The following is a 26,570-nucleotide window of genomic DNA, read 5'->3' as shown; positions in this document are numbered from 1 at the left end:
AAGCCAGCAAGCAGGAAAAAGGATTGGGGGTCATCCCATCAGCCGTTTGGGCGTTGGCCCCGGTTCCAGGCGGGCAACCGCGGAAAGCGCCAAAACGGCTGAACTGCCCAAAGCCTCCTGCCTAGCCGCCCGCTTGTCGCCGCTGGCGGTAATAACGGATCAGGCTGTTCGTGGAACTGTCGTGCTGCAGCGGTTGGTCGGCTTGCAATTCGGGGATGATGTTCTTGGCCAGCACCTTGCCCAGTTCCACGCCCCACTGGTCGAAGGCGTCGATCTGCCAGATGACGCTTTGAACAAATACGCTGTGTTCGTACAGCGCGACCAATTTGCCCAGCATGGCGGGCGACAGTTGTTCGCCGAACAGGGTGTTCGAGGGCCGGTTTCCCTGGAATACGCGGTGGGGCACCAGCGCTTCGGCCGTGCCTTCGGCGCGGACCTCGTCGGCCGTCTTGCCAAAGGCCAAGGCTTCGCTCTGGGCCAGCACGTTGGCGATCAGGATGTCCTGGTGGTCGCCGATCGGGTTCAGCGAACGGGCAAAAGCGATGAAGTCGCAGGGAATCAAACGCGTGCCCTGATGGATCAACTGGTAGAACGAGTGCTGGCCATTGGTGCCGGGTTCGCCCCAGTAGATCAAGCCCGTCGCGTAGTCCACTTCCTGGCCATCGACCGTCACATACTTGCCGTTGCTCTCCATCGTCAACTGCTGCAGGTACGCGGGAAAGCGTTTCAAATATTGCTCGTACGGCAGCACGGCCGTGGTTTCGACCTCGAAGAAGTTTGCGTACCAGACCGTCAACAGGGCCATCAACACGGGCAGGTTCTGATCCCAATCCGCGGTGCGGAAATGCTGGTCCATCTCGTGAAAGCCGTCCAGCATCTCACGGAACCGGTCCGGACCGATGGCCAGCATCGTCGACAGTCCGATCGCCGAATCCATCGAGTAACGGCCACCGACCCAATCCCAGAACTCGAACATGTTGGCGGTGTCGATCCCGAACTCGGACACCTTTTCGGCATTGGTCGAAAGGGCCACAAAATGTTTGGCGATCGCCGCGGTGTCTCCGTCGACCGCGCGGAGCAACCACTGACGAGCCGTACCGGCGTTGGTCATGGTTTCGATCGTGGTGAAGGTTTTGGACGCGACGATGAACAGCGTCTCGTCGGGATCGAGTCCCTCGGTGGCTTCGGCAAAATCGGTGGCATCGACGTTGCTGACAAAGCGGAAGGACAGCTCGCGCTGGCTGAAATGCCGGAGGGCTTCGTAGGCCATGACCGGGCCCAGGTCGGAGCCCCCGATGCCGATGTTGACGACGTTGCGAATCGGTTTGCCGCGATGCCCCTTCCACTGGCCGCTGCGCACCTGTTGGCAGAAGGCGGCCATTTTATCCAGCACCGCGTGCACGTCGGGGATCACGTTCTCGCCATCGACCACGACGCTGGCGCCCTGCGGGGCCCGCAGGGCGGTATGCAGCACCGCTCGGTCTTCGGTGACGTTGATCTTTTGACCGGTGAACATCGCCTCGATGCGTTCTTCCAGCCCCGCGGCACGGGCCAGATCGATCAACAAGGGCATCGTCTTGGACGTGATGCGGTTCTTGGAATAATCCAGGAACAACCCGGCGGCCGACGCGGTAAACGTTTCACCGCGCTGTGGATCCTCGGCAAACAACTCCCGCAAATGCACATTGCGGATCTCGGCAAAATGTTCCGCTAGAGCTTTCCACTGTGGGCTGGAGGTTAAATCGGCTGGCATTCGTGTACCTGCGTCTGAAAGTTCTTGGAGGGAAACGTGCATCCGCCGACAGGATAACCCTTTCACGCTCTCGTGTGTCCGGCCCGCGGCAGATATACTGGCTTGCCTTCCGAATTGTCCCACCTCTCAAGCGTTCTCTCCCGTGAGGAATCCATCCATGAATCTGTTGCTCCGTCGTTGCTTGTGCTTGGCTGCTGTCTTGACCATCCTGCCGCTGTCGGGCGTGGGAGCCGAGGAAGGCAAATGGAAGTCGCTGTTTGACGGCAAGACCTTGGACGGCTGGGAGAAGGTGGGTCGCGAGGACAGCCACTGGACCGTCGAAGACGGTGCCCTGGCCGGTTCCGGCGAAGCTTCGATGCTGGTCTGCACCGAGGGGCCTTACAAAAACTTCCGCTACCGCGCGGAAATCAAAATCAACGACGGCGGCAATTCCGGAATGTACTTCCGCTGCACCCGCAAACCCGGCTTCACCGACGGCTACGAAGCCCAGATCGATAGCACCCATCGCGACCCGATCCGTACCGGCTCGCTGTACGGTTTCTGTCACGTCTACAAGCAACTGGTCGAACCCGACACCTGGTTCACCTATGAAGTCGAAGTCCGCGAAGACGTCTGGCGCGGTCGCGACATCACGCGGATTAAGGTCACCGTCGACGGCAACGAGCTGTACGAGTACCTGGATTTCGAAAAGACTTACGATCCCGGCTACTTCGCCTTCCAACAACACGACCCCGGCAGCAAAGTGCACATCCGCAAGGTCGAGGTGATGCCCCTGGACGACTGACCGGGCGCTATCGCCTCAACGGCAAACAGTCATTCCCCCCCCTTCGCCAGTTATGGACTGTGCGACGCGAAACGGTTAACGGAACGTAGACATGAAGTTGGTTTCCTGGAACGTCAATGGCATTCGCGCTGCGATGGCCAAAGGGTTCCGCGAGTTTGTCGAAGAGGAACAGCCCGAGGTGCTGTGCATCCAAGAAACCAAAGCCCATCCCGACCAGGTTGACGTCGGCTGGGCCGAGGAATTGGGCTACCACCTACTGTGGAACGCGGCGGAAAAGAAGGGCTACAGCGGGACGGCAATTTGGAGCAAGACGCCCGCCATGGCTCATCATCTGGGGATGGGGATCAGCGACCACGACCGTGAAGGCCGCGTGATCACCGCCGAGTTCGATGCGTTCCAGCTGGTCAACGTCTACACCCCGAACTCCCAACGCGGGCTCACCCGACTGGACTATCGCCAGCGGTGGGATCGCGACTTTCTCGAGTACGTCCGCAGCTTGAACCGCAAGAAACCGGTGATCTTCTGCGGCGACGTCAACTGTGCGCATCAGGAAATCGATCTGGCGAATCCCAAAGCCAATCGCAAAAACGCCGGCTTCACGCCCGAGGAGCGGGCCGGCCTGGATGCCGTCGCGGCGGCCGGCTTCGTCGATTCCTTCCGAGCTCGCAATACTGAGGGTGGTCACTACAGTTGGTGGACCTACCGCAACCAGGCTCGCCAGCGGAACATCGGCTGGCGGCTGGATTATTTCTGGGTCGCCGATGCCCTGTGGCGCGACAACGCGGTGACCGACGCCGCGATCCGCCCCGAAATCCTGGGCTCCGATCACTGTCCGGTCGAATTGACCCTGGGCTGACAAGGAACGGTTATAATCGGGGGCATGAATTACCCGCCTTTTTTGCCCACCCGAGTCGTTCTGTTTGCCCTCTGTCCTCTGCTGTTCGCCCTGCCGGGTGATGCGCAGCAGATCGACTTCAACCATCAGGTCGTACCGATCCTGCGGCAGCACTGTCTGGAGTGCCACGGCGGCCAGGAAGCCAAAGGCGGGTTTTCGATCAATTCTCGAGCTCTGTTGATCGAATCGGGACACGTTCAACCGGGTTCGGTCGTCGATTCGTACTTGATCGAATTGGTGGAATCGGACGATCCCGATTTCCAGATGCCTCCGGCGGAACATGCGCGGCTTTCGCCCGAGCAGATCGCCACACTGAAACGCTGGATCCAACAGGACTTGCCCTGGCAAGCCGGATTCTCCTTTGCCCCGGCCGTCTACGAACCTCCCCTGCGTCCCCGGCGGCCGGAACTGCCCCAGGCCCGCGATGGGCGGACCCATCCCATCGATCGCATTCTCGATGCCGACCTGGCCGCTCGCGATCTGGCTCCCCCGGCCAGCGTTGACGACGAGACGTTCTTGCGGCGAGTGACGTTGGACCTGGTGGGCCTGCTGCCCGAACCCGACGTGCGGCGGGCGTTTCTGGAGGACACGCGGCCCGACAAACGAGCGCGTTACATCGACCGCCTATTGGAAGACCCCATCGACTATGCCGACCACTGGCTGACGTTCTTCAATGACCTGCTGAGGAACGACTACAGCGGCACCGGTTTCATTACGGGTGGCCGCAAACAGATCAGCGGATGGTTGTATCAGTCGCTGCTGGAGAACAAACCGTTCGACCAGATGACTCGCGAATTGGTCGCCCCGCCCTCCGACGCCAGCCGTGGTTACATCGACGGTATCCGCTGGCGAGGAACGGTCAGCGCGGGGCAGAGCAACGAAATTCAATTCGCCCAGAGCGTGGCTCAGTCCTTTCTGGGAATCAATTTGAAATGCGCCTCCTGCCACGATAGTTTTATCGATCGCTGGACGCTGGACGACGCCTACGCCCTGGCGGCCGTGTACGCCTCGGAGCCGCTGGAGCTGCACCGCTGTGACAAGCCCACCGGCCGGACGGCTCGGGCCGGTTGGTTGTTTCCGGAACTGGGGCAGATCGACGCCGAACTACCGCCGCAACAGCGGCTCGAGCAACTGGCCGGTCTGATGACCGATCCGGAAAACGGTCGCTTTGCACGCACCATCGTCAACCGCTTGTGGTATCGCTTGATGGGACAGGGCATCGTGCATCCTCTGGACGCCATGCAATCCCAGCCCGCCAACGAAGACCTGTTGGATTATCTGGGCACGGCATTGGTCGACCATGATTACGACCTCAAACAGGTGTTGCGTCTGATCGCCACGTCCCAGGCTTACCAATCCCAAACGCTGCCTCAGACGACGTCCGCCGAGGACCATCGGTATCGCGGTCCGGTCGCCCGGCGTTTGACCGCCGAACAGTTCTTGGATGCCGTTTGGCAGATTACCGGTGCGGCGCCGGCGAAGTTCGACGCACCGATCGAGCGGACCGCGGAACCGGCGCCGATGGTGCGAGCAGGGTTGCTGAAGAACACGGCGTTGATGCGTTCGCTGGGACGTCCGGGACGCGAACAAATCGTTTCGATGCGGCCCGACCAATTAAGTACGCTGGAAGCGATCAACTTGGCCAATCAGCAGTTGTTGGCCGACGCTTTTGCCAGCGGAGCACGCCGCTTGGTCGAGCAGCCCTGGGAGGATCCCCAGGAACTGATTCGACACGTTTACCATTTCACGCTCTCGCGACAGCCCGATACCGCGGAACTGGCCACCTTGACCGAGTACCTGGGCGCGGCACCCTCGGCCGACGACGTTCAGGACATGTTGTGGGCGGTGTGCATGTTGCCCGAATTCTGGCTGGTTCGGTAACCTTCGAAGGACCCCAAAATGTCTGAACAGTTGATCCGTCGCGATTTCGTCAAGCGTCTCTCGGCCGCGGCCCTGGCGGCGATGGCCAGCGGGCGTCCCCGTGCCCTGCGAGCCAGCGGCCAAGAGGTTCCGGTCGATCAACCGCCGGCCCGTGCCGACGCCTGCATCCTGTTGTGGTTGGCCGGCGGCATGGCGGCACCGGAGACGTTCGACCCCAAACGTTATGAACCGTTCGAGAAAGGACTGGACGTCGCCAAGATGCTCAGCACGTTTCCGGCGATCCCCACCTCCGTGGACGGACTGCAAATCTGCCAGGGCATGGAAAACATTGCCCAGGTGATGGATCGCGGCACCCTGATCCGCTCGGCCGTCCAGCCCGACCTGGGCAGCATCCTGCATTCTCGCCACCAGTACCACTGGCACACCGGTTACGTTCCCCCGCAGACCGTCGCGTGCCCGCACCTGGGCGCCTGGATGGCCAAGGTGCTGGGCCCCCGCAACCCCGTCATCCCGGCCTTTATTAATATCGGCCAACGTCTGGAAGGTGTCGGCGAGAGCGAAGAACTAAAGGCGTTTACGACGGCCGGTTTCTTCGGTTCGCAGTTCGGCCCGATGAACCTGCCCTATCCCGAACAAGCGGCCGCGGCGGTGCGGCCGCCCAAGGGCATGGACGCCCAGCGGTTTGCCGACCGCAACCGCTTGTTCCGGCGTCTGGTCGATCAAAGCCCCCAGCGACAGTACCTGAGCGATTATCAGCAGGAGTCGATGCTCAGGGCGATGGACGGGGCCTATCGCCTGTTGAGCGCGCCGGAGCGAGCGGCGTTTGACATCCATGCTGAAGCCCCCGAGACGATCGAGCGGTACGACACGGGACGCTTTGGACGCGGATGTTTACTGGCGCGACGCTTGGTCGAAGCCGGAGCCCGCTTCGTCGAAGTGACCACCGAGTACGTACCGTTTCTGCATTGGGATACGCACAAGGACGGGCACACCACGGTCGCTCGCATGCATCAGGAAATCGACCGCCCGATCGCCACCTTGGTCCGCGATTTGGAAGACCGCGGATTGCTGGATCGCACGCTGGTGATCGTGGCTTCGGAGTTCAGTCGCGACGCCCTGATGGAAGGCCAACCCGGTTCCCAGGCCCGCGACCAGGCCACGGTGAAAGTCGATCAGGTTACCGAGATGACGCACTACGGCCTGCATCGCCATTTCACCGGCGGCACCAGCGTCGCGATGTTTGGCGGCGGCGTCAAACGCGGGTTTGTTTATGGAGCGACCGCGCCGGAACGGCCGTTGATGGCGATCGAAAACCCGGTCAGTGTGGAAGACCTGCACGCCACGATCATGACCGCCATGGGCATCAGTCCGCAGACCGGTTACGAGATCGAAGGGCGCCCCTTCTACGTCACCCGTGACGGCACCGGCCGAGCGGTCGAAGACATCTTCGCGTAACCCGTAGCTGAAGTCGCCAGACTTTGGACGCCACCCGTAGCTGAAGTCGCCAGACTTTGGACAGGCGGGATCTATAAACAAAAAATCGTTTTCTCCCCTCTCCCCCGACAGCTTGGCGAGCCTAAGCGAGTCAGGCTGTCGGGGGAGAGGGGCTGGGGGAGAGGGGCTGGGGGTGAGGGGGATGGCGGCGCAGGATCGCCAGCCGTCCAGCGTAGCGTTTGCCGGGACTTTGCCAACAAGGTCTCGCTGTGCTGCTTCTCTGTACTGGAGGCGATGACCTTATCTGATGCAACGATTCTATTCCGGTTTGGATTCCCGCTCGCCTCAGGCGTCACCCAGCGTCGCTCTTTGGCCGAGGTCGCCCCGGCGGCTGCCAAGGCCACGCCGGCGGCGCCTTGCCGCAGCGTCCAAGGCAACGGCCAGCGGTTTCATTGGGCGTCTTTGGTGGGAAGGCGGTCCAGGATGTTTTGCAGGATTTGCAGATCCGAATCCGGCCGCTCCGGGCTGCCCGGATAGGTGCGTGAGGTTTGGATCCAGCCGCGGGCGTGCAGGAACTGGGCGGCGTTGTGTTTGTAGGCCGGCACCGGATCGCGGAAGGCCAAAAAGCCCAAGTACTGCAGCAGGTCGTTCAGCTCGTAAAACCCTGCATCGCCGGCGGCCCACAGGTGGTCGCGGTGGGCGAACGCTTCCGGTGCGAACGTGCTCAACCCCAGCAGGTAATCGCTGCCATACATCACCATGTCGATGGCCAGGTCGTTGCCGGTCAAGACGCGAAAATCCGGCCGCTGGGCATCGCGCAGCTGCAGACGTTGCCATTCCAGTTCCCGGCTCAACGACGAATGCTTCGCGCCGCGACAAGCCTCGATCTTCAGCAGTTCGGCATACAGTTCCAGGCTGTAGATCTTGCCGAACGGCGCGAACATCTGCCCGAGTTCGAAGGCCAGAAACTCGCCGGCGTGGCGGCCGATTTTGTCGTACGCCCCTGCGATGTCCTCATCGGCTTGTTCGGTCAACCCAAAGGACTGAAAGATGATCGGTGTCCCATCGACCTCTAGGATCTGGTCCAAGCCGCGACGGTGCGCATCCCAGTCAAAGGCCGCGCCGGGTTGGTCCCCTACGAACACGCCGGCGACGAATCGTCCCGCGCCCAGTTCGCGGCGCGTCTCGTCCAGCACCTGCTGCCGCTGCGAGTCGCTGATCAAGTTGGCGTAGCCGGTGTCCATGTTGACCGCCGGCACCAACCCCGCATCGGCCGTCCTTCGCACATGAGCCCGAAACCCTGGCCAGTCGATTTGGTCATCGTCCAGCAACGGTAACAGGATCGCGGACATGCCCTGGATGGTTCGGCCGGTCCGGACCGGTGGCAGCTGGGCAATCGGACGAGCGGCGGTGGCGTTCATGCTGTGTTCTCTGTTGGAGGACGGTCTACTGGACTTGAAAGCAACCAAAATCGTGCACCGCCATGGAGGCCAGCATTTTATCGGCCTGCGCGGCCAGCTGCGGATCCTGCGCTTTGGCTAGCTTGGCGTGCTTGGCGGCCAGCGCACCTTTTTGATGCTCCTGATAACATTTTGCCAACAACATATGGTGCGGTCCGGTGGGATAGCGCTGGACCAATTCCGAATAGGCCTGTTCCTCGGCCCGTTTCATTCCCAGTTGGCGGGAGGCAAAGGCGATTCCTTTTAATGCGCTGCTCAACCCCGCGACCTGCTGCGGTTGTTCGGGCTGGTCCTTCCAGTAATCGGCAGAGGCTTGATAGGCCTCGAGGCTTTCCGGGTACTGTTCCATCCGTTGATAACAAAGTCCCTGGTAATCCAAGGCAATCGGGTGAAAATGTTCGCCGTCCAGCAACGGCTGCAGCACCCGTAGCGCCTCCTCGGGCCGTTCCAACTGCAGCAGGACCGCCACCCGGCCACCGCGCTGCCCCGTCGGTGCCGCCGGACTCAACGGACGCCTCGCCTCGGCCAACAGTTGACCGGTCGCTTCCTCGAGATCGGTCTTCAGTCTGGCCAGCGGCACGCCGTGCACCTCCCAGTGCGGCTGCAACTGCATGAGCTGTTCGGCCTGGCCCAGTCCCCGCAAAATCCGCTGGTCCTGCAGCGAGCGATTCAGCTGTGTCTTCAGCCCGGTGGAAACGCTATCGACGTAGAGTGCGGGAAGACAAAACGCCATCACCAGGAAAGCGACATCCCAACCCCAACGGCGATCGCCAGATCCAGTTAGAAGCAAGGTTCGCCAGACGGCCGCCAAACCGACTGCCGCCATCGAAAACCAAGCCACCACCACGATCCAAGGCCAGGTCGCTCGCGAAGCGATCCCGGCTTCGATCTGAAACAGGACGCCTTGATAGACCACCCAAGCCACCACCGCGCAGACCAATACCAATAGCGCTCGCAGCGCAGCCGGAATCGTCGCCGCCCGCGCCACCAGCCGCAGCGCGCTGGGCAGGACCGCAAACAGCGCACACGCAACCACGTCCAGCCGCCCGAACAACCGCACGGCCGCCCCGGAACCGGAGCGCAGGCTGAGGATCGCGGCGAACACCAGCAGGACGCCCAGGACGAGCCCCAAGCCGGACAGCCAAACGCGAAGCCGGGAATACGGACCGTCCAACGTCGCCGCATTCCGTGCCGCCTCATTCCGTGCCGCCTCATTCCGTGCCGCCTCATTCCGTGCCGCCTCCTTTGGGGCCGCCTCCCGTGGTGCCGTTTTCGACGGCCGTTTTCGGTTACGGTTCATGCGGGCTCCACAGCGGCGGCGGCTTTGGGTTTTGGAGATTTCCAGATCATCCCGTCAAAACCGTAGTGCATGAATGCGACCATCAAATTGATAGTCACCCATAATTCGAACCAGCCCTTGGAAAGCAAGTAATTGCCCGCCCCAATCACCAGCACAAAGATGACCAGAAACAACAACCAGGTCCGCGCCATCGAAGCGAACAATTTGGTCGTCGACTTCGACTTCTGGACCGCCCAGGTCACGATGGACATGTATTCCAAAGAGTGAAAAACGGCCGACGCGAGGGCCAACTGAAGCACCAAAGAATTGTTCTCATAGCGGCACGCAGCCAACATCGCCACGAACAGAATCATCACACTGCTCAGGTAGGCCACCGAAGGGAAACCGGTCGAGGGCTGGCGCCACCAGCGCCCCCACTGCCTCAGGACAAAGAACAGCGGAACCAACAACACGGCTCCATCGAACCAAGTGGCGATCTGGTGACCGCCAAAGGCCCCGTCCCGCCATCCCCAGCCCGCGACGCGAGCGATGGTGTAAAGCATGAACAAGCGAAAGAAAATCTTCTCGATTCGCAGTCCCGCCGCGGCGCTAGAACAATTCGCCTTCCGCTCGTAGATGCGAAAAATACCGTGGTGCTGGGAGGAGAAATGCCACGCGTTCCAGATGTAATCGACCACTCCCAAACAGAGCAGCGAACCGGTCCCAAACTGCACGCACAAACAGATCCCGATCACGGCGATGGCGAACCCCACAAAGGTTCGACGCCGCCCCACATACTTGTCGTGCTCGGCGGCCACCAACAGCAGAGTGATCCAGCGATGCGGTGCGGTGATGAAATAGATCTGCCAGAACAACAGATTTTCGTGGGCGGTGATCCCCCCGGCAAAATCGACCAACAGCAGCAGCGGCCAAAACAGGTTGGCGATGAACAACAAATCGACCGCCGGCGAAAACAAGTACCCGTGCCGGTTCGCCGCGGTCAGCGATCGTGCGCTCGCCGCGGTTTGCGGTTGGGGACTCGCCGCGGACGGCGGCGGTGCGAGTTGAGCAGGACTATTCAGGGGACCGAATCCAATGATCGTGGAACTCGATTCCCGCCGTCCACGGCACGGCAGGCATGTGACACTCGATGCAATCGCCGGCGGGCGATTGGGGGCAGTCGCCGGGGCTGTTCGGTTGATGACATTGTTGGCAGCGGGCGATGTACGCGCTGCGGTCGGTGGCGACCGCATCATGGGGGTCGTGGCAGGTGGAACAACTCATCCGCCCGTCCGACTCGGTAAAGCATCGGCTCCGCTTTAAACCGTAGGGCTGAAACCGAACCAGCTCCTCGGCGGTGGCGGTCGGCGAAACCGAATCGGCATCGCGGTGGCACTGCACACAAACCTCCATGGCCGCCTGCGGATCGTCCAGCGGCACCAGCGGCTTTGCCTGTTCGGCCAACCCCTGCTCGGCCAGCACAACATGTTGTTTGCGTGGACCATGACAGCGTTCACAACCGACGTTGGGGACGATCAAATCCTCACCAATCGGCAGATTCGGCGGGGGCGTCACCGTGGCATGACAGCCCAAACAAGCACGGACGTCGGCATGATCGAGCGGTCGCCCATAACATTCGACCGACCCTTCGGGATAGTCATCAAAGCGGTCGTGGTCGGGGGTCAGACCAATGCCTTCGATGGGCGCCAAGTAGGACCAGCGCATTTCCACGCCGCGCTGTGAGGCTTCATCGACCCAGATCGGGGTCTGGGCATGAGCCCCCGAGCCGAGCAGCCAAGTGACGGGCATCGCCGGCGTCGCCGGTTGGCTGATGTCGCGAACCACGAACTGCTTGTCATCCCCCTGGAACTGAAACGTTTGCTTCCGTCGCGGGTCCTTGTAAACCGCCGATTCCAACAATGCTTTCGCCCACTGCGACTGGTGCATCGGGACCAAGGTATGGGAATGTCCACTGCGCCGGTGCGCCTCGGCCTGCTCGGCATGACAGCTGGCACAGGCGGCATCACCAGCAAAATTCTTTGCGACCAATGACTTCCAGGCTGCCACCTGGGGATCCTGGGGCGGTGCCGAGGCACGTCTTCGAGCCGACGGTTCTTCTCCGGTCGAGGCCTCGCCTTCGACCCCGCTCCAGCCACCGGTTCCATCCCAACCACCGGTCAAATAAATCATCGCCGCCGCCAACAAAATGACGACGGCGATGGGAATGGCAATACGAACCGGATTAATCAAGATTAACCCAACGGTGCGTCTTTGATCTTCCAGGTATCACCGACGCGCTGCAGGGTCCAGGTCTGCTCTACGGGGCCGGTGTCCTGCCCTTCTTTGGCACGATCCCCGCCGCCGGTTTCATGGACACCGCCAAAGATCTCGACCTGCAGCGTCGCGACCTCGCCATCGATCGCCGGATCGCCGACCACCTGGAAACCTCGAGCCGCATAATCGTCCCGGTTTTCCGGTGCCGCTCCCGACACAAAGGCGTCCTCGAACATCGCCGGATCGCCGGCGGCGTCGCCCAAGCCTTCGACTTGGGCATACGCGTCCTGTTCCAGGGTGGAGACCGCGGCACTTCCGCCACCGCAGCCTAGAACCATCCCCAACAACGGGATCGAAACGACCAGCAATCCGCTAACTTTCTTCAACATCGAAACTCCCATTACTCAGATACAACCTCTCCGCCTTGGGCCGTCGCCAAGGCTTGCCAGACGTTTACTCGGTCCACCGTTTCGGAAACAAAGTGCACGGACCCGTCCGCCCTCAACGTATTGACTCCCCCGGGATGTAGACTCCGGGCCGCCGCATAAACATCGGGGGTGCTCCGTTCCTCGGTACACACCATATTCGGTCCGGCCCCGGTAGAATAGTTCTCATCGCAAGCCGCAATCACGTCATTTTCGGGCGAATTCGGACCAAGGAAAGCCGAGAAAATGGTGCCGCCCATCGCCGGCGACATCCAGACTCCGCGAATATCGCGTCGGGTACTGGTCGACAGAATCTCGCTGAGCGCCATCGTGTTGCTCATCCCGTCGATGAAATCTTGAGCGCCCATGCCGTTTTTGTTCTGAAAGCGGTCCCCGCTGCCACCCAGACTTCGCACGATCTTGTTCTGATGGGTGTAATAGGTTCCGAAGGCGCCCAGGGTCTGATTGGATTCCCAGGACAGCATGTTCCCCGATCCCCAGCAGGCCGCATAGTTGTTGCCCTTGGCCAAAGCCTCCAGACCATAACTGCCGTCGCTGAACTGGACGTCCGTGTTCGTCGCCGTCGGACAACTCACAAACTCTCCCAACTGGTCGCGACCGGTATGATGAGGACCGTGGTACTCGCAGTCGTCGCAGGGGTTCTGGGTGTGACTGTTGGTCCGCCGCTGCTCGCACTCCTTGACGCGTTCCCACATGGCGCCTTGTTCCATGTACGGAAACAACAGTGCCAACCAGTGCCAGCCCAATTCATTCTGACCGTGCTGCCAACCACCGGTTTTGTAGCGATTTCCCGATTCGTCATAGCAAACGTATCCCGGCGGAAACGAACCATGGACATCCATGTGGTTCTGCATCGCCAAACCCAACTGCTTCATATTGTTCTGGCACTTCATCCGCCGAGCCGCCTCGCGAGCCGACTGGACCGCAGGCAGCAACAACCCTACCAGCACGCCGATGATCGCGATCACGACCAACAATTCCACCAGTGTGAAAGCAGACCGGCGGCCTGCCCCCCTGCACCGTGATTCTCTCTCCCGAAACATCATGACATCACCCATAAAAACACAAGAAGTAAACGACAAGCAGTGAACACCCCAGCAATCCATGCCGGCTAATAAGCGCATCCTGCAACGTCAAAGGGGCCATACGCCCCCCAAACGGTCGCATAGTAAGAGCTCCCGCAACCGATCGCAAGCAAATTTACTGTTAATTTTGTTCACCGCCGATCCGCGATCTTTTCGTGGACGCCGGGAGATCGTTCGTGGACGCCGGGACGGACTGCAAAGAAAAAGCAAGAGTTCGGGCGGCCAGCGGTCGGAATGGATCAAGACGCGAACCGCCAACTCTGGCGAGTTCCGCCACGCAATCCAAACTCTGGCGAGTTCCGCCACGCGATCCAAACTCTGGCGAGTTCCGCTACGGGAGGAAAGGGGGGGACGGAGTGGAGTTGAGGAGATTCGAACTCCCGACCTCTGCATTGCGAACGCAGCGCTCTCCCAGCTGAGCTACAACCCCATCGGTTGGTGCTCTCCAGGATAATCGACCGACGCCGCCGAGGAAAGCGGTTTAGGACCGCAGCACGCCCCGCTGGTCCGCTTGCCAAAGGACGCCGTTGCCGACATCCAAGGCCGTCAGCCACGCGCCGCCGTAGCAGTACGTGTCGATGCAGATAAGATGGCCCAGGTCCAGAATCTCGCCGTCCTTTTGGGCCGTGTGTCCGACCACGGCAATCTTGCCTGAGGGGTGCGGCGGCGGAACCGATTCCCGCAGCGAATGCCAACGCAGAACCTCCGGCGACTGCTGCTCCAGTGGATAACCCGGGTCGTAGGCCGCATGGGCAAAGAAATGCGTGGCCGTTTCGTAGCTGTCCTCGAGATTGTCGAAAAACTCGCGATGCGCCGCCGGGATCACGTCCAGATCGCCGGCGAACCCGTAGCTGTCGAGCGTTTCGACGCCGCCGTAGCGCAGCCACCCGCTGTAGGACATCGTGTTGTCCAGCACCGACAGCATCATTTCCTCGTGGTTGCCGCACAAGGCAACCACGCGGCAGTGCTCCGCCAGCCGCAACAAGGTGTCGACCACCCCCCGCGAATCGGGGCCGCGATCGATATAATCCCCCAACGCAACAATCGTATCCTCCGCAGCCGGAGCGATGGCATCCAGCAGAGCGTTCAGGGCAAGGGAACATCCGTGGATGTCGCCGATCGCGATCGTCCGTCCGGGCATAAGGTCCTACGGGGCAGGAGAACTGACAGGAGGGGAACAGCAACCAGCCAATTCCCGTGAACAAGCGTCCATCCATCTCGCCGCTGCCTCCCTGCAATCTTGGGTACAGAGCGATGTTTGAAGCGTTCAAACACCAGCGACTGGCGCAGCGGAACCGGGAAAGATTTGAAATTTAGAGGGTGATCGGCCACACTGTCTAGTTGGGGCCGGTCGTCATGGAACCGGTGGTCCGTTCCTGGGCCAGCCCACCCGGTGCACTGGGCAACCCCGGCGGGTGCACTGGGCAAACCCGGCGGGTGCACTGGGCCAGCCCGGCGGGTCCTTGGGCGAGCCTACCGGAACCCGCGCGCCAATCCCTTTTCCCTTGCTCACAATCGCCTCCGAGTCAATTGAATGTCCACAGATAGCATTCCGAATTCCGAAGCGATTTCCTCGGCGGTGGTTCCCTCGGAGCCCACCGCAACGGCGGCTCATGGTCCCGCTGCGGCCGAGCGAGCGGTGCCGGGTTCGGAGTTCGAAGCTATTGAACAGCAGTGGGAAGAAGCGGACGATTTCGAAGTCGAGGAGGAGGACTGGTTCAACGACGAATCGGTAGCGTTCGTTGCCAGCCTGGTCGCCCACATGGCGATCCTGCTGACCCTGGCGATGATGCCGGTACTGATCGAGGACAAGCCGCCGGCGGTGGTCCTGGTCAGCCCACCACCGGAGTACGAACAGGAGACGATCGAACGGATCGAGGACATCACCTACAGCGATGTTCCGCACGAGAAGGTCGGAGCGAACAGTGAGGCCGAGAGCGAGATGGCCGAGGCTTCGGCGGAGATGTTTGCGGAAGTCGCCGAGATCCCGCAGCCGGTCGAGCTGCAGACCAGCGAGATCAGCACGGTCAACATCAATGAGATGTTTCAACAGGCTGTCGCTCCGGTCGATCGGCTGAAAGAACAGCGGGGCAAGACCGGCGTGGGGGCGTTGGGCGCCGCCGGCGCCGTGGATCGGCTGACCTGGGAAATCCTGCAATCGATGGAGGAACGGCCCACGTTGGTCGTGTGGCTGTTCGACAAGAGCGGCTCCCTGCACCGCCAACGACAGGAAATCCGCGACCGCTTTGACCGCATCTACGAAGAACTGCAGATCGTCCAAAAGAGCGGCTCCGACGCGTTCCAGCGGAGCAACCCTCACGAAGAACAATTGCTGACCAGCATCATCGGGTTCGGCGAGTCGGTCGAGTTGTTGACCGAAGAACCGATCGCCGACCTGCAGGCCATCAAGGATACGGTCGACAACATCGAGGTCGATTCGTCGGGCGTCGAACAGGTGTTTTCCGCCGTGTACCTGGCCGCCAAAGAATACAAGGGCATGCGGCGACACCGCCTGGGTTTCGGTCCGCAGCGAAACGTGATGCTGGTCGTGGTCACCGACGAACGCGGCGATGATTACCAGACGGGCCTGGAGCCCACCGTGGAAATCTGTCGCCGGTACGGGATGCCGGTGTACGTGATCGGCGTTCCGGCCCCCTTCGGCCGGGAAACCACCTACGTCAAATACGTCGACCCCGACCCCAAGTACGACCAGTCTCCGCAGTGGGCAGAGGTTGACCAGGGTCCCGAGACGGTCATGCCCGAACGGGTACGCATCGGTTTCACCGGCGACTACGGGGCCGAACCGGTCCTCGACAGCGGCTTTGGTCCCTATGCCCTGACGCGATTGTGCTACGAAACCGGCGGCATCTATTTCACCGTCCATCCCAACCGAAACGTCAACCGGCGGGTTCGGCGCGGCGAAATCGAAGCCTTTTCGGCCAATCTGGAATACTTCTTCGACCCCGTCAAAATGGCCCCGTACCGGCCCGATTACGTCTCGCCCGAGGACTACATGCGAATGGTCAAGGCCAGCCCCCTGCGGCAGGCCCTGATCAAAGCGGCACAGATGCCAGGCGTGGAGGGGCTGGACCGGCCGCGAACGCGGTTTGTCAAACGCAGCGAGGCGGCCCTCGTCGGCGAACTGAGCAATGCCCAGCGCGACGCCGCACGGCTGGAGCCCCGCTTGGCCGCGATGGCCGAAGTCCTGCTGCAAGGCGAAGCGGCCCGCGAAGAGGAAACCAGCCCTCGCTGGCAAGCCGGCTACGACTTGGCACTCGGCCGCGTGCTGGCGTTGAAGGTGCGGACCGAAACCTACAATGCCATGCTGGCCAAAGCCAAACGCGGCATCGGCTTCGAAAATGAAAAGAACAACACCTGGAAACTGGAGCCCGCCGCGGAGATCAGCGTGGGCAGCAAATGGCAACGCGAAGCCGAAAAGGCGACCGAACTGCTCCGCCGCGTCGCCGACGAGCACGAGGGCACGCCCTGGGCCCTGCTGGCCAAGGAAGAACTGGCCACGCCGATCGGCTGGAAATGGGTCGAGCAGTACACGGACCTGGACCCGCCGCGGCCGGCCGGTAACAACAATAATAACAATAACAACAACCCACCCCAGGACGATCAAAAAAGAATGCTGAAACGGGCTCCCAAACGTCCGCTTCCTAAGCTATAGTTTCAGCATCGTCAGCCGACCGGCCCCCAACGGGTCGGGCCGAAGCCCGATTCGGGTTCGGCAGCGGCGGCGTTTTTTGTGAGGCCGCACCGCCAGTGGTGGTGCCCCGCCCGTGTTTGGCGAGTTTTCCGAGTTTACGATTAATCCTCCTGATGCCTCTTGCGGGCCTGTCGAGGGTTTCTATAATCTCGGCTCACAAGCACAATTCTTAGATGATCAGAGAACGTGCCGAGGGGTTAATGCTCTTAGCAGGCAAACGCTGGACACCGCTCCGGCGCGGCCACTAAGCGGCTGTAGCTCAGTTGGTAGAGCACAACGTTGCCAACGTTGTTGTCGTGGGTTCGAATCCCATCAGCCGCTCTTTCCGCCCCTCGGCAGACGTTCTCTTCTTTCTCTCACCTCCTTCACAGGCTACCCCCAGGATGTCCACCACGGATTTACCAGAAGGCTCTCCAACCGCCGACAGCGCTGCGGCTCCCCTGAAGTTGGATGTGCAGGTGGAAAGCCCTCAGACCTGCCTGCGACACGTGGTCGTCACGATCCCGCGTGAGGAGGTGGAGCGGTACCTGCAGAAGGAATACGACGGACTGGTTCCGGAAGCTCAGGTCCCGGGTTTCCGCGCCGGCCGAGCTCCCCGCAAGCTGGTCGAAAAGCAGTTCAAGGACCGGGTCCTGGAACGCGTCAAAGGCGCCCTGCTGATGGACAGCCTCAGCCAGGTCACCGATGATGCTGGCTTTTCGGCGATCAGCGAACCGGATTTCGATTACGAATCGATCGATCTGCCCGAAGACGGCGACTTCCGCTATGAATTCTCCGTCGAAGTGCGTCCCGAATTCGAAACGCCCTCGATCGATGGATTGAAACTCGAGCGGGCCGTCGAGGACATCTCCGACGAAGCCGTTACCGAATCGCTCAACGGCCTGCTGCGTCGCTACGGACGCACCGAAGCCACCGACCAACCGGCCCAGCAGGGCGATCGCCTCCTGATCACGGCTACCTTCAAGAAAGATGACAAAGTCGTTTCGGAGATGGACGAAGAACGCGTCGAACTGCGCGAACAGCTGACCTTCTCCGACGGCAAATGCCCCGATTTCGGCTCCCTGATGGCCGGCGTCAAAGAAGGCGAAACCCGTACCGGAAAAGTTGTGCTGGCCGATGGCATCGACGACGAAGAACTGCGTGGCAGCGAAGTCGAAGCGGCTTTCCACGTCGTCGAAGTCGAACGCTACAAGAAACCCGAATTGACCGAAACCTTCCTGGAAGAACTGGGCGATTTCGAATCCGAGGAAGAGCTGCGGGATTTCGTTCGCGGCTCGCTGCAGCGACAGAGCGAATACCGGCAGAACCAATCGCTGCGTGAACAGATCGTGGCCCAGCTGACCAGCTCGGTCGACTTCGAACTGCCGCCGGAACTGGTCAAACGCCAGACCCGCCGCGAACTGGAACGCAAGATCCTCGAATTGCGCCGCAGCGGGTTCCCCGAAGAGCAGATTCGCAACTATGTGAACATGGTGCGTCAGAACGCCCAGGCGTCGACCGAAGCCGCCCTGCGTGAACACTTTGTGCTGGAAAAGATCGCCGAAGAACGCGAAGTGGACGCCGAGGAATCGGACTTCGAAGAAGAGATCGAACTGATCGCCGAGCAGAGCAACATGTCGACCCGGCGTGTGCGAGCTCGCCTGGAGAAGTCCGGTCAGATCGACGCCCTGCGGAACCAGATCATCGAACGGAAGGTGATCGAAATGATCACTGAGAAATCCGAGATCAAGGACGTCCCAGCCGAAAAGCAGGACGGCGATTCCGACGATGCCGCCGCCGTCTACCACTACGTGCTGGGAACCAAAGACGACAGCGCCATCCCGGCCGCCAAGTACGACGAGTCGGGCAGCGACGAGGAATCGTCGAAGAAAGACGACTGAGCCGGCCGTCCGTGGCTGAAGCCCACGACCAAGAACACAAGAAAGTAAGAACGCCGCGTCCGCTGACGGACGCGGCGTTTTTTATTTCGTAGCGCCGTGCGGTGCCAGCCACCGGAGCATCACCGCGATCCCCGACGCTCGCGGGCGGTTGGTTCGCCAAAACGCATGGCTCATACGTGGCGGCGGCAACATCCGCCAGCCGACGGCGCGAGCCCTATGCCGCTTCCTTTGTAGCGGAACGGCGCGAGCCGTCCGGTTTTGCGGTGCGAACCTTCACACACCGGGCGGCTTGCGCCGCTCCGCTAACGCGTCAATCGCAAGCGATGGTGAAAGTAGATGGCATTGGGCCCGAGCCGCGGGTCTCACGCCTAGAAATACCGCCCGTCGCAAACCGTCGATTCGCGCCCCGCGCCGGCAGCGAGAGTCCGGGCTGTTGGTACCACCGCGACGCCGCAGCCCGCCCCGGGACGAGACCCGACGCTAGCGCGTTCGGCTCGGGGGGGCGGTCGGCTTTGGAGCGTCGGTGGCAGGCAAAGCCCGCCAGCAGACGGCGCGAGCCCTATGCCGCTTCCTTTGTAGCGGAACGGCGCGAGCCGTCCGGTTTTGCGGTGCGAACCTTCACACACCGGGCGGCTTGCGCCGCTCCGCTAACGCGTCAATCGCAAGCGATGGTGAAAGTAGATGGCATGGGGCCCGAGCCGCGGGTCTCACGCCTAGAAATACCGCCCGCCGCAAACGGTCGATTCGCGTCCCGCGCCCGCAGCGAGAAGCTCAGGGTGTTGGCACCACGGCGACGCCGCAGCCCGCCTCGGGATGAAACCCGACGCTAGCGCGTTCGGCTCGGGGGTCGATTGGCTATGGGACGGCACCCCCGCCTCGGCGCCCCCGCCTCGGCGCCCCCGTCTCGGCACCCCCGTCTCGGCTTGCCCCGATACGGCTTAGCGCTTAGGGAGGGCTCATCTGCATGTAACCGGGATCCATGCCATCCATCGGCATCATCATGCTCGGATCCGCCTGCTTCGGCTTGTCCTCGGCAAAGGTGTAGCGGCCAAATCGGAACCGATCGTCGATCTCCTGCAGGACCTTCAATCCACCTTGCACGGGATCGTACACAAAGACCATACCGGGTCGCGTCAGATCGTCTTCCTCTTGCAACTGCAGGGGTTCGCCCCCGGTCACATCCAGGACGACGGCATGGGTGCGAACCGCGCTGTTGGGCTTGGTCTTGATCGTCAACGTCAAGGGATCGACCACCTCCGCATCCAGCGTATCATTCAGCACCGTTCCCGGACGCACGTCCATCGGTGCCGGAACGGCCAGGGCGTAGTCCCAATCCCAAACCGCGACCACCGCTTTGGCTCTCGCCGGAGACCGCTCGTACGTGACCGTCTGATTGGCCACCGGAACGTCCTTGGTCGAGGCGGGTTCGATGATCGGACCGGCGTACATCTCGATCCGTCGCGGCAACTGGACGACCGGACTCGGATCGCTCCAGGGCGTCGTGATCACAAAATCGCGTTTCTTCGTGGTTTTGGCAGCTTCGATCTTGGGCACCACTCGCTGGAAGACCTCCGCCGAGAGGCTGCGCAGCGTCGGCGTTAAAGCCGGATTCTCGGGGAAGTTCGGATCCTCCAGTTTGACCCGCAATCGGTACACATAGCTTCGCCCGGGTTTGGGCGGGTTGGGAGCCCGGGGATGATAAAAATCGTAGAACCGGACCATTTTGAACTCCGGCGGGTTCTTCTCAGGCCCCCGGGCGGTGCCCATGCCCATGCCCATCTCCATGCCCATGCCCATGCCGGGCTCCATGCCCATGCCCATCTCCATGCCCATTCCCGGATTCATACCGGCGCCGGGTCGTCGAGTGGGAACTGCGGGCGCATTGGGATCGAAAATATCCGGCAACTCGACCCCGCCCAGCGGGTCCGCTTCCTCACGCGCGATCTCCGCCATCGATTTCAGTGGGATCTTGGGGTGGGTCGCAAAGTGCGTGAAATCGTAGATCAACAGCGGCGGAATCAGCGCGGTTAATTTCGGATCTCGATAGTCCGCCGGGATGATGTCCGGGGCGTAGCCCTCCCACCAGTTCAAGGCGTAGAAGTTCATCCGCTCCCAGCCGTCGACGTCGACCCAATCTTCATCGGCCAGCTGGTCGACCGTTTTGCCGGTCACATCGGCTCGCTGGACGTCGTAGCCCAGGTAGATCGGACGGTCTCGCAGCGGCTTGTAGCCTTTGGTCTTTTCGAACGTGTTCTTATAGGATTCCACCAGCTCCTTATGCGGCAGGGCCGCCGTGCCGGCGATGAACCAGGCCGAATGCGGAATGGCTCTCAGCGGTCGCTTGGGCGTTCGGCTGTCTTCGGTGGTCGTGGTCTGAACATTGCCGGTGACTTTGGTACCGAGATTGTATTTGGGGTCCAAACGACGCGTGACTCCCATTCCGGGCATCGCCTCGCCCATGCCCATGCCCATACCCATCGGGTCCATGCTCTGCATTTCGCCAGAGCCGCCGCCCGCCATATAATCCGGCGTTGCACCTTCGCCGCCCGTACCGTAGGGGTCGGACATCATCATCATCGCTTCTTGGCCCATGCCCATGTATTCCGCCTCGCCTCCGCCACGACGCCCCCGGCGTCCGCGTTCGCGGCGGCGCGGCTTCTCCTCTTCAACCTCTTTGGGCTCGGCGTTCTCCAGTTCCGCTGCCGGATAGCTCGTTTCCCGACCTCCCTTGACGGCCATCGATGCCAGAACACCGGTCATCCGCAATTCGATCGGAGCCACCAAGGCGGGATCGATCCGCTTGATACTGGAGTCGACGCGAAGCTGTTCCAGAGCCGTGTGCGGATACTCCTCGTAGGGAATCTGTTTCTGCAGCTGAGCGATCCGCTGACGGTAGGACTTCGGCTCGGCCGGCGGCAGCAGCGCCAACACCGCTTCGTTGTGCGGTTGGTCGATGTTTCGCTTGACCTCGGTCGCCTTGGACTGCAGTTCCTCCGGCTCGAACTCCGAGTCCCTGAACATCGGATATCCCATGCCCTGCATAATCAGGAACAAGGCGAAGACGCAAATGCCCCCCAGCACCATCTTTTCGATGTGTTGAGCAAAGAAGTTTTTGATTTTGTCGCTATCCACGATTGGTTACTCGGTTGGAGTGGAAAACGGTGTGAGGGGGTAGTTGCTCTGGCGGACGTTCGCACACCGCCGCGGCCTTGACAAAACCAGGCCGCCGCTGCGCCGCGAAGTCCTGGGGTTGTTACGACCCGGCGGCTGGCGCAGCCGCGCCAGCGGCCGGTTGTCCAGCGGCCGGTTGCCCAGGTGCTGGTTGCCCCGGTGCAGGTTGTCCTGGTGCCGGTTGCCCAGCCGCAGGTTGCCCCGGTGCTGGTTGCCCCGGTGCTGGTTGCCCCGGTGCAGGTTGTCCTGGTGCCGGTTGCCCTGGTACGGGTTGTCCAGTTGCGGGGGCTGTGGAGTCGCCCGGAACGGGCTGGACCGGGGCGGTTGCAGGCGGCGTGGCGTCCGCATCGGGTCCGGGTTGGACCTGAGGGGTCGCCGGAGCGGGTTCGACGGCCGGTTGGTCGCCCATCGCCTGGCCTTCGACCACGGTCGTGCTGTCCACCTTGTCGACACCTAATTTTTCCATCGCCGGCGGATTATAGATCTGGATAATACCATAGACCTCCACCGAGACGTCCATGGGAAAGGTCTGGGTCGGCGTCATCCCGGTTTGGTAGCCGTCGCCCATTCCCATTTCCATCCCCATCGAGGATTCCATACCCATGCTCGAGCCGCCCGGTTCCATGCCCATCGAGCCGCCCATACCCATCGAGCCGCCCATGCCCATGGCACTACCACCGGCGGTGGAGGGATTGATCCGGATCTGCCGGACCTCGACCATCAAGGCGGCGTTTCCACAGGCCGCGATCAGCTGGGGAATTTCTCGCTGGTCCATCTTGACTCGCAGCAACACGGGCAGCCGCTTGGCAACCGTCAGGAACGCATCTTCGGGGCTTTCGTTATCGGGCGCCATCGCCGCTCGAACCCGGTCGGCTTCGATGGGCTGGTAATTGATATCCACGTAGCGGCCGGCCAACGGATCGAACGTCATTCCGGGTTGCCCCTCCATGCCCATGCCCATGCCCATGCCCATGCCAGAGCCTTCCATGCCCATGCCCATGCCCATGCCGGAACCTTCCATGCCCATGCCCATACCGGATCCTTCCATGCCCATGCCCGAGCCTTCCATGCCCATGCCGTCCATTCCCATCCCTTCCATGCCCATGCCCATTCCATAACCCTCCATGCCCATGGCTCCACCTTCACCGCCCGCTCCGGTACCGGCGGTCACGGGGCTGATGACGCCATTGGCCCGCTGGGCGCTGCGTCCGATGCTGATCCGTTCGATCTCATGGATCTTTGCCTGAAACGGCTGGGTGATGTTGCCGTTAACGTCGGCGACGATCTCCAGCAACTGGGTCAACACCCAAAGATTCTCTTGGCTGTACAGGACATCCAGGGTACTGGGACGGGAACCGCGCCAGGGGAAGAGGTCCGCCAGGACTTCTTCCTGACTGGTGGTGCTCCATTTGACCAAGGGGCCTCGTTTAGGAGCCATGCCGAAGTTACTGGTCCCGTAACCGCCCATTCCCATGCCCATTCCCATGGGTCCTGCCGCGCCATAGGCCGATTCGTCGGTCATACCGGGCTCCATCCCCTCGCTGCCATAGCCCATCCCCATCGATCCGCCCATCGCGGTGGCGGCATCGAAATCGGCGGTCCATTCGGCGCCCACGATAGCGGCTTTGGAGGGCATCACATCGCCGATGTAATCGCGGTAGGCTTCCAGATAGCGGGTTTCGATTTCCTTTTCCGGCGGTACGGGGAACTCGCTGAATACCGACTCGATCGGCGCCGGGATGCGTTTACCGGCCGGCGCCGGCTGGGCGGCCTCTTCGGCCGTCGTGGCCACGTTCTCGCCGCTGTCGGTCTTGGTGATGGTCAGCAGATTCTTGACGCGCCGGATGAAATCCTTGTCCAGGCTCTCTTCGGGCCAGGCCAAGATATTCTGCTGGCGTTCGTACTGGCTCTGCCAGGCATCGAGCACCGCTTCATTTTCCCTTTCAACCAGTTGCTCGACCAACTCATGAGACTGGTTGTTGGGGTGTTCATGGATCGTCGAACGGATCGTATCCATCGAGGCGTTAGCGGCCTTCAGTTCGCTGATCTGCTTTTCCGATTCCGCGGTCAGCGTACCGGTGGCCAGGTACCAGACCACCAGGGCCACGACCGTTACCAGAAAGGTGCCGATCCAGAATCCGTGTTTTTGAACCACGGCGAGTTGTTGTTTTAATTGATCCATCTTACTCTCATGCACCGTTGGTTCTGGGAATCATCGCCACTTCTTGGCTCATCATTTCCTGCTCGGCCGCTTCCTCGGCCGCCTTCTCGGCGTCCTCTTTCTGCTTCTGCAGCCGTTCACTGAGCGACATCGGCTTCCAGACGAACTGGAAGGTAAAGTCCTGCCGCACGACCTTCAGCGTTCGCGGTTCGAACGCGGGAGCATCCGGATCATCGGGATCGACCGGCGGTCGCGGCCCCCCGGGCCCCATGCCCATTTCGCTGCCGTAGCCTCCCATTTCGCCGCCGTACCCCATGGCTCCTTCAGGGCCCATGCCGGCACCGCCCATGCCCGCCGGTGGCGGCTCGTAATCGGGGTTGGGAACCGAGACTTCACGCGGCTTTTCGTCGGAAACCAGTACCGGATAAGCGATCCCCATGTCGTCCATCGTAAAGCTGTGCATCACGCCGGACTCATCGGGCAGGTTGACCGACTTGGTCAGGAAGTTGTTCAACAGGGTCCGCCGCAGGTGGTTGCTGGCTTCGAAACCGCGGCGTTCCGGAGCCGTGCTGTTGTAGTAGTGGTAGCCTTTGACTTCGACGACCCAACCCTTCTCACTCGGACCGGGATCCTCGTTCAATTCGGCCGGGACCTCGCCTCCGGTCAAGTCCTTCCAGCTGAGCAGCTCTTCGATGTAGCGTTTCTTTCGCCGTTCATTGTACCACAGCGACAGATCTTCGTAGAAACGCGTATCGAGCGAGGTGATGTAGACATCGGGTCGATCCACATAGGGGACCTCCTTGGGACTGGGCGGCACGCCGTCGGGATAATCGCCGCGTGGCAGCATCTGCACCACGGTGGACATCAGCTCCATCCACTGCAGACGTCGTTCGCTGTTGCCCGAAACCTCGTTGCCCACCGACTGCAGGTACACCAGTTTGCTCTTGTAGCCATCGAACAACTGATTCTGCGTATCGCTGTAACTCTTGGTATTGCTGACCGCCGACGTGGCGCCACCCCAGTCATCGGGATGGGTTTGCGACCAGCTGGTCTTGACGAACATAAAATGCGTCACCAGGCCCAGCAGCAGGGCGGCCACGCAGGCCAGCGCCCAGGGTTTCTTGGCCCGGATCATCCGCTGGGTGACGATTTCCCGAGGCACCAAACTGGTTTTAATTTCGCTCTGGCCCAACCCCTGCAGGGCCAGCCCGTAGCAAACGGCAAAGGTTGGAGCGTTGTCGCGGAACGTCGGGATCGAGAGCACTTCGTCGCCATCGAGCCGGCTGAAGCGATCCAGGGCGTGGACTTCGTAGCCCAGATTCTTGCCCAAGTACTGCGCCAGGCCCGGCATCTTGACCGTGTTGCCGCCGATCAACAGCTCCGAAATCTCGGCCTTCTTGTTGATGCTCTTGAAGAAGCCGATCGACCGCTGGATCTCGGTGACCAGGTCGTTGAACACCGGCCGCATGGTCTGAAAGACCAGCTTCGGGTCTTCGGCTTCGCGAGCGTGCCGCTTGAGATGCTCGGCCTTGGCAAACGTCAGCTTCAGCTCTTTGGTCAACTGCCGCGTGAAGTGGTTGCCGCCCAGCGGGATGCTGCGCTGCCAGATCCGAAACCCACTGCTGATGATCAGGTCCGACGAATCGGTACCGATCGACAACAGGACCATCGACGGGGGCGGATTGTCCGGATCGAAGGTGTCGTTCTCCAATCGCTCGTGCAGGCGATCGTAGGCCAGCATGTTGTACAGCGACAACGGCGTCAGCTGGATCAGATCGACCTCCAAGCCGACGTCGTCAAACGGCTCGAGCGCCCGGTAGGCCTGCTCGCGCTTCATCGCAAACAGCCCCACTTCGCTGTCCAGGGCGTAGCCGTCCTCGATCAGGCTGCCGGGCATCATCTGGTAATCCCAGACCACGTCATCCAGATCGAAGGGAATCTGCTGCTTGGCCTCGTACCGCACGATGTCGGCGATCTTTTTGGCTTCGACCGGTGGCGGTTTGAAGAACTTCGCCAACCCGCTCGAACCCGGCACACTCATCACGATGCGTGTGCCCTTGGAATAATCGTTGCGCTCGAGAAACTTTTCCAGCGCCTCGCGGATCAGTTCCTCCGGGTCGGCTTCCGGCTGGCTGAGAATCTTGGGATACTCGATATAATCAAACGCGTCGGCGACTACACTGTCGCCTTCGAGATGACACCGCAGGGCTTTCAGCGCCGACTGGCCGATTTCAATGCCCCAGACGCTTGATGATTTCGCCATATCTGCTTTCGAATGCTGCGAGGTGCTCGAGGGATGATCCCTGCTGGTATAACTAGCGGCGGAGAACGTTTCCACCACATCCTAGCAATCCA

The 26,570-nt window shown here is 61.4% G+C and carries 17 protein-coding genes and 2 tRNA genes; 7 read left to right on the top strand and 12 right to left on the bottom strand.

The window, feature by feature from the left end:
* Positions 1 to 121: 121 nt before the first annotated feature.
* Positions 122 to 1,753, bottom strand: a complete 1,632-nt coding sequence (gene pgi / locus GE027_RS17890; RefSeq protein ID WP_153558586.1) for a glucose-6-phosphate isomerase — start codon at positions 1,751 to 1,753, stop codon at positions 122 to 124.
* A 157-nt stretch (positions 1,754 to 1,910) separates the two neighbouring features.
* Here pgi and GE027_RS17885 point away from each other — a divergent pair, with 157 nt between their 5' ends.
* The 4 genes from GE027_RS17885 to GE027_RS17870 all read left to right on the top strand — a co-directional run bounded on the left by GE027_RS17885 (position 1,911) and on the right by GE027_RS17870 (position 6,768).
* Positions 1,911 to 2,537: a 3-keto-disaccharide hydrolase gene (locus GE027_RS17885; RefSeq protein WP_153558585.1), complete on the top strand. Its 627-nt coding sequence runs from the start codon at positions 1,911 to 1,913 to the stop codon at positions 2,535 to 2,537.
* 91 nt (positions 2,538 to 2,628) lie between these two features.
* On the top strand, positions 2,629 to 3,393 hold the full coding sequence (locus tag GE027_RS17880) for an exodeoxyribonuclease III (RefSeq protein WP_153558584.1): 765 nt from the start codon (positions 2,629 to 2,631) through the stop codon (positions 3,391 to 3,393).
* A 24-nt stretch (positions 3,394 to 3,417) separates the two neighbouring features.
* Positions 3,418 to 5,313 carry a PSD1 and planctomycete cytochrome C domain-containing protein gene (locus tag GE027_RS17875; protein WP_153558583.1) on the top strand — a complete coding sequence of 632 codons (1,896 nt, stop codon included), beginning with the start codon at positions 3,418 to 3,420 and terminating at the stop codon, positions 5,311 to 5,313.
* An 18-nt stretch (positions 5,314 to 5,331) separates the two neighbouring features.
* The gene (locus tag GE027_RS17870; RefSeq protein ID WP_153558582.1) at positions 5,332 to 6,768 is read left to right on the top strand and encodes a DUF1501 domain-containing protein; all 1,437 of its coding nucleotides are present in this window, start codon (positions 5,332 to 5,334) and stop codon (positions 6,766 to 6,768) included.
* Between the two features lie 428 nt (positions 6,769 to 7,196).
* Here the strand turns inward: GE027_RS17870 and GE027_RS17865 are convergent, their stop codons facing one another.
* The 8 genes from GE027_RS17865 to GE027_RS17830 form a co-directional block, all read right to left on the bottom strand.
* A complete protein-coding gene (locus tag GE027_RS17865) occupies positions 7,197 to 8,168 on the bottom strand; it encodes a dihydrodipicolinate synthase family protein (RefSeq protein ID WP_153558581.1) in 972 nt (323 codons plus the stop codon).
* Positions 8,169 to 8,193: 25 nt separating this feature from the next.
* The gene (locus GE027_RS17860) at positions 8,194 to 9,381 is read right to left on the bottom strand and encodes a tetratricopeptide repeat protein (RefSeq protein ID WP_153558580.1); all 1,188 of its coding nucleotides are present in this window, start codon (positions 9,379 to 9,381) and stop codon (positions 8,194 to 8,196) included.
* A gap of 122 nt (positions 9,382 to 9,503) precedes the next feature.
* Positions 9,504 to 10,463 carry a hypothetical protein gene (locus GE027_RS17855; protein WP_237607630.1) on the bottom strand — a complete coding sequence of 320 codons (960 nt, stop codon included), beginning with the start codon at positions 10,461 to 10,463 and terminating at the stop codon, positions 9,504 to 9,506.
* A 97-nt stretch (positions 10,464 to 10,560) separates the two neighbouring features.
* Positions 10,561 to 11,736, bottom strand: a complete 1,176-nt coding sequence (locus GE027_RS17850; RefSeq protein ID WP_237607628.1) for a cytochrome c family protein — start codon at positions 11,734 to 11,736, stop codon at positions 10,561 to 10,563.
* Positions 11,737 to 11,738: 2 nt separating this feature from the next.
* Positions 11,739 to 12,149 carry a hypothetical protein gene (locus tag GE027_RS17845; protein ID WP_153558579.1) on the bottom strand — a complete coding sequence of 137 codons (411 nt, stop codon included), beginning with the start codon at positions 12,147 to 12,149 and terminating at the stop codon, positions 11,739 to 11,741.
* Positions 12,150 to 12,160: 11 nt separating this feature from the next.
* Positions 12,161 to 13,252, bottom strand: coding sequence for a DUF1559 domain-containing protein (locus GE027_RS17840; RefSeq protein WP_153558587.1), 1,092 nt, complete (start codon positions 13,250 to 13,252; stop codon positions 12,161 to 12,163).
* A gap of 396 nt (positions 13,253 to 13,648) precedes the next feature.
* Positions 13,649 to 13,721 (bottom strand) — tRNA-Ala (locus GE027_RS17835).
* A 51-nt stretch (positions 13,722 to 13,772) separates the two neighbouring features.
* On the bottom strand, positions 13,773 to 14,432 hold the full coding sequence (locus GE027_RS17830) for a metallophosphoesterase family protein (protein ID WP_153558578.1): 660 nt from the start codon (positions 14,430 to 14,432) through the stop codon (positions 13,773 to 13,775).
* A 393-nt stretch (positions 14,433 to 14,825) separates the two neighbouring features.
* Between GE027_RS17830 and GE027_RS17825 the strand changes: the two genes are divergently transcribed.
* The 3 genes from GE027_RS17825 to tig all read left to right on the top strand — a co-directional run bounded on the left by GE027_RS17825 (position 14,826) and on the right by tig (position 18,883).
* Positions 14,826 to 16,964 carry a vWA domain-containing protein gene (locus tag GE027_RS17825; RefSeq protein WP_153558577.1) on the top strand — a complete coding sequence of 713 codons (2,139 nt, stop codon included), beginning with the start codon at positions 14,826 to 14,828 and terminating at the stop codon, positions 16,962 to 16,964.
* 287 nt (positions 16,965 to 17,251) lie between these two features.
* Positions 17,252 to 17,324: transfer RNA gene (locus GE027_RS17820), tRNA-Gly, on the top strand.
* Between the two features lie 62 nt (positions 17,325 to 17,386).
* A complete protein-coding gene (tig, locus tag GE027_RS17815; protein WP_153558576.1) occupies positions 17,387 to 18,883 on the top strand; it encodes a trigger factor in 1,497 nt (498 codons plus the stop codon).
* Positions 18,884 to 19,828: 945 nt separating this feature from the next.
* Here tig and GE027_RS17810 read toward each other — a convergent pair.
* The 3 genes from GE027_RS17810 to pilM all read right to left on the bottom strand — a co-directional run bounded on the left by GE027_RS17810 (position 19,829) and on the right by pilM (position 26,478).
* Entirely contained in the window at positions 19,829 to 22,015 is a 2,187-nt protein-coding gene (locus GE027_RS17810) for a hypothetical protein (protein ID WP_153558575.1), read from the bottom strand.
* Between the two features lie 121 nt (positions 22,016 to 22,136).
* Positions 22,137 to 24,251, bottom strand: a complete 2,115-nt coding sequence (locus tag GE027_RS23135) for a hypothetical protein (protein WP_202617456.1) — start codon at positions 24,249 to 24,251, stop codon at positions 22,137 to 22,139.
* On the bottom strand, positions 24,244 to 26,478 hold the full coding sequence (pilM, locus tag GE027_RS17800) for a type IV pilus assembly protein PilM (protein WP_153558574.1): 2,235 nt from the start codon (positions 26,476 to 26,478) through the stop codon (positions 24,244 to 24,246). The genes GE027_RS23135 and pilM overlap by 8 nt, the downstream gene beginning before the upstream one ends.
* Positions 26,479 to 26,570: the final 92 nt, after the last annotated feature.

The sequence above is a fragment of the Roseimaritima sediminicola genome, assembly GCF_009618275.1.
GTDB classification, from domain to species: Bacteria; Planctomycetota; Planctomycetia; order Pirellulales; family Pirellulaceae; genus Roseimaritima; species Roseimaritima sediminicola.
This window is presented reverse-complemented; position numbering and strand designations above follow the sequence as displayed.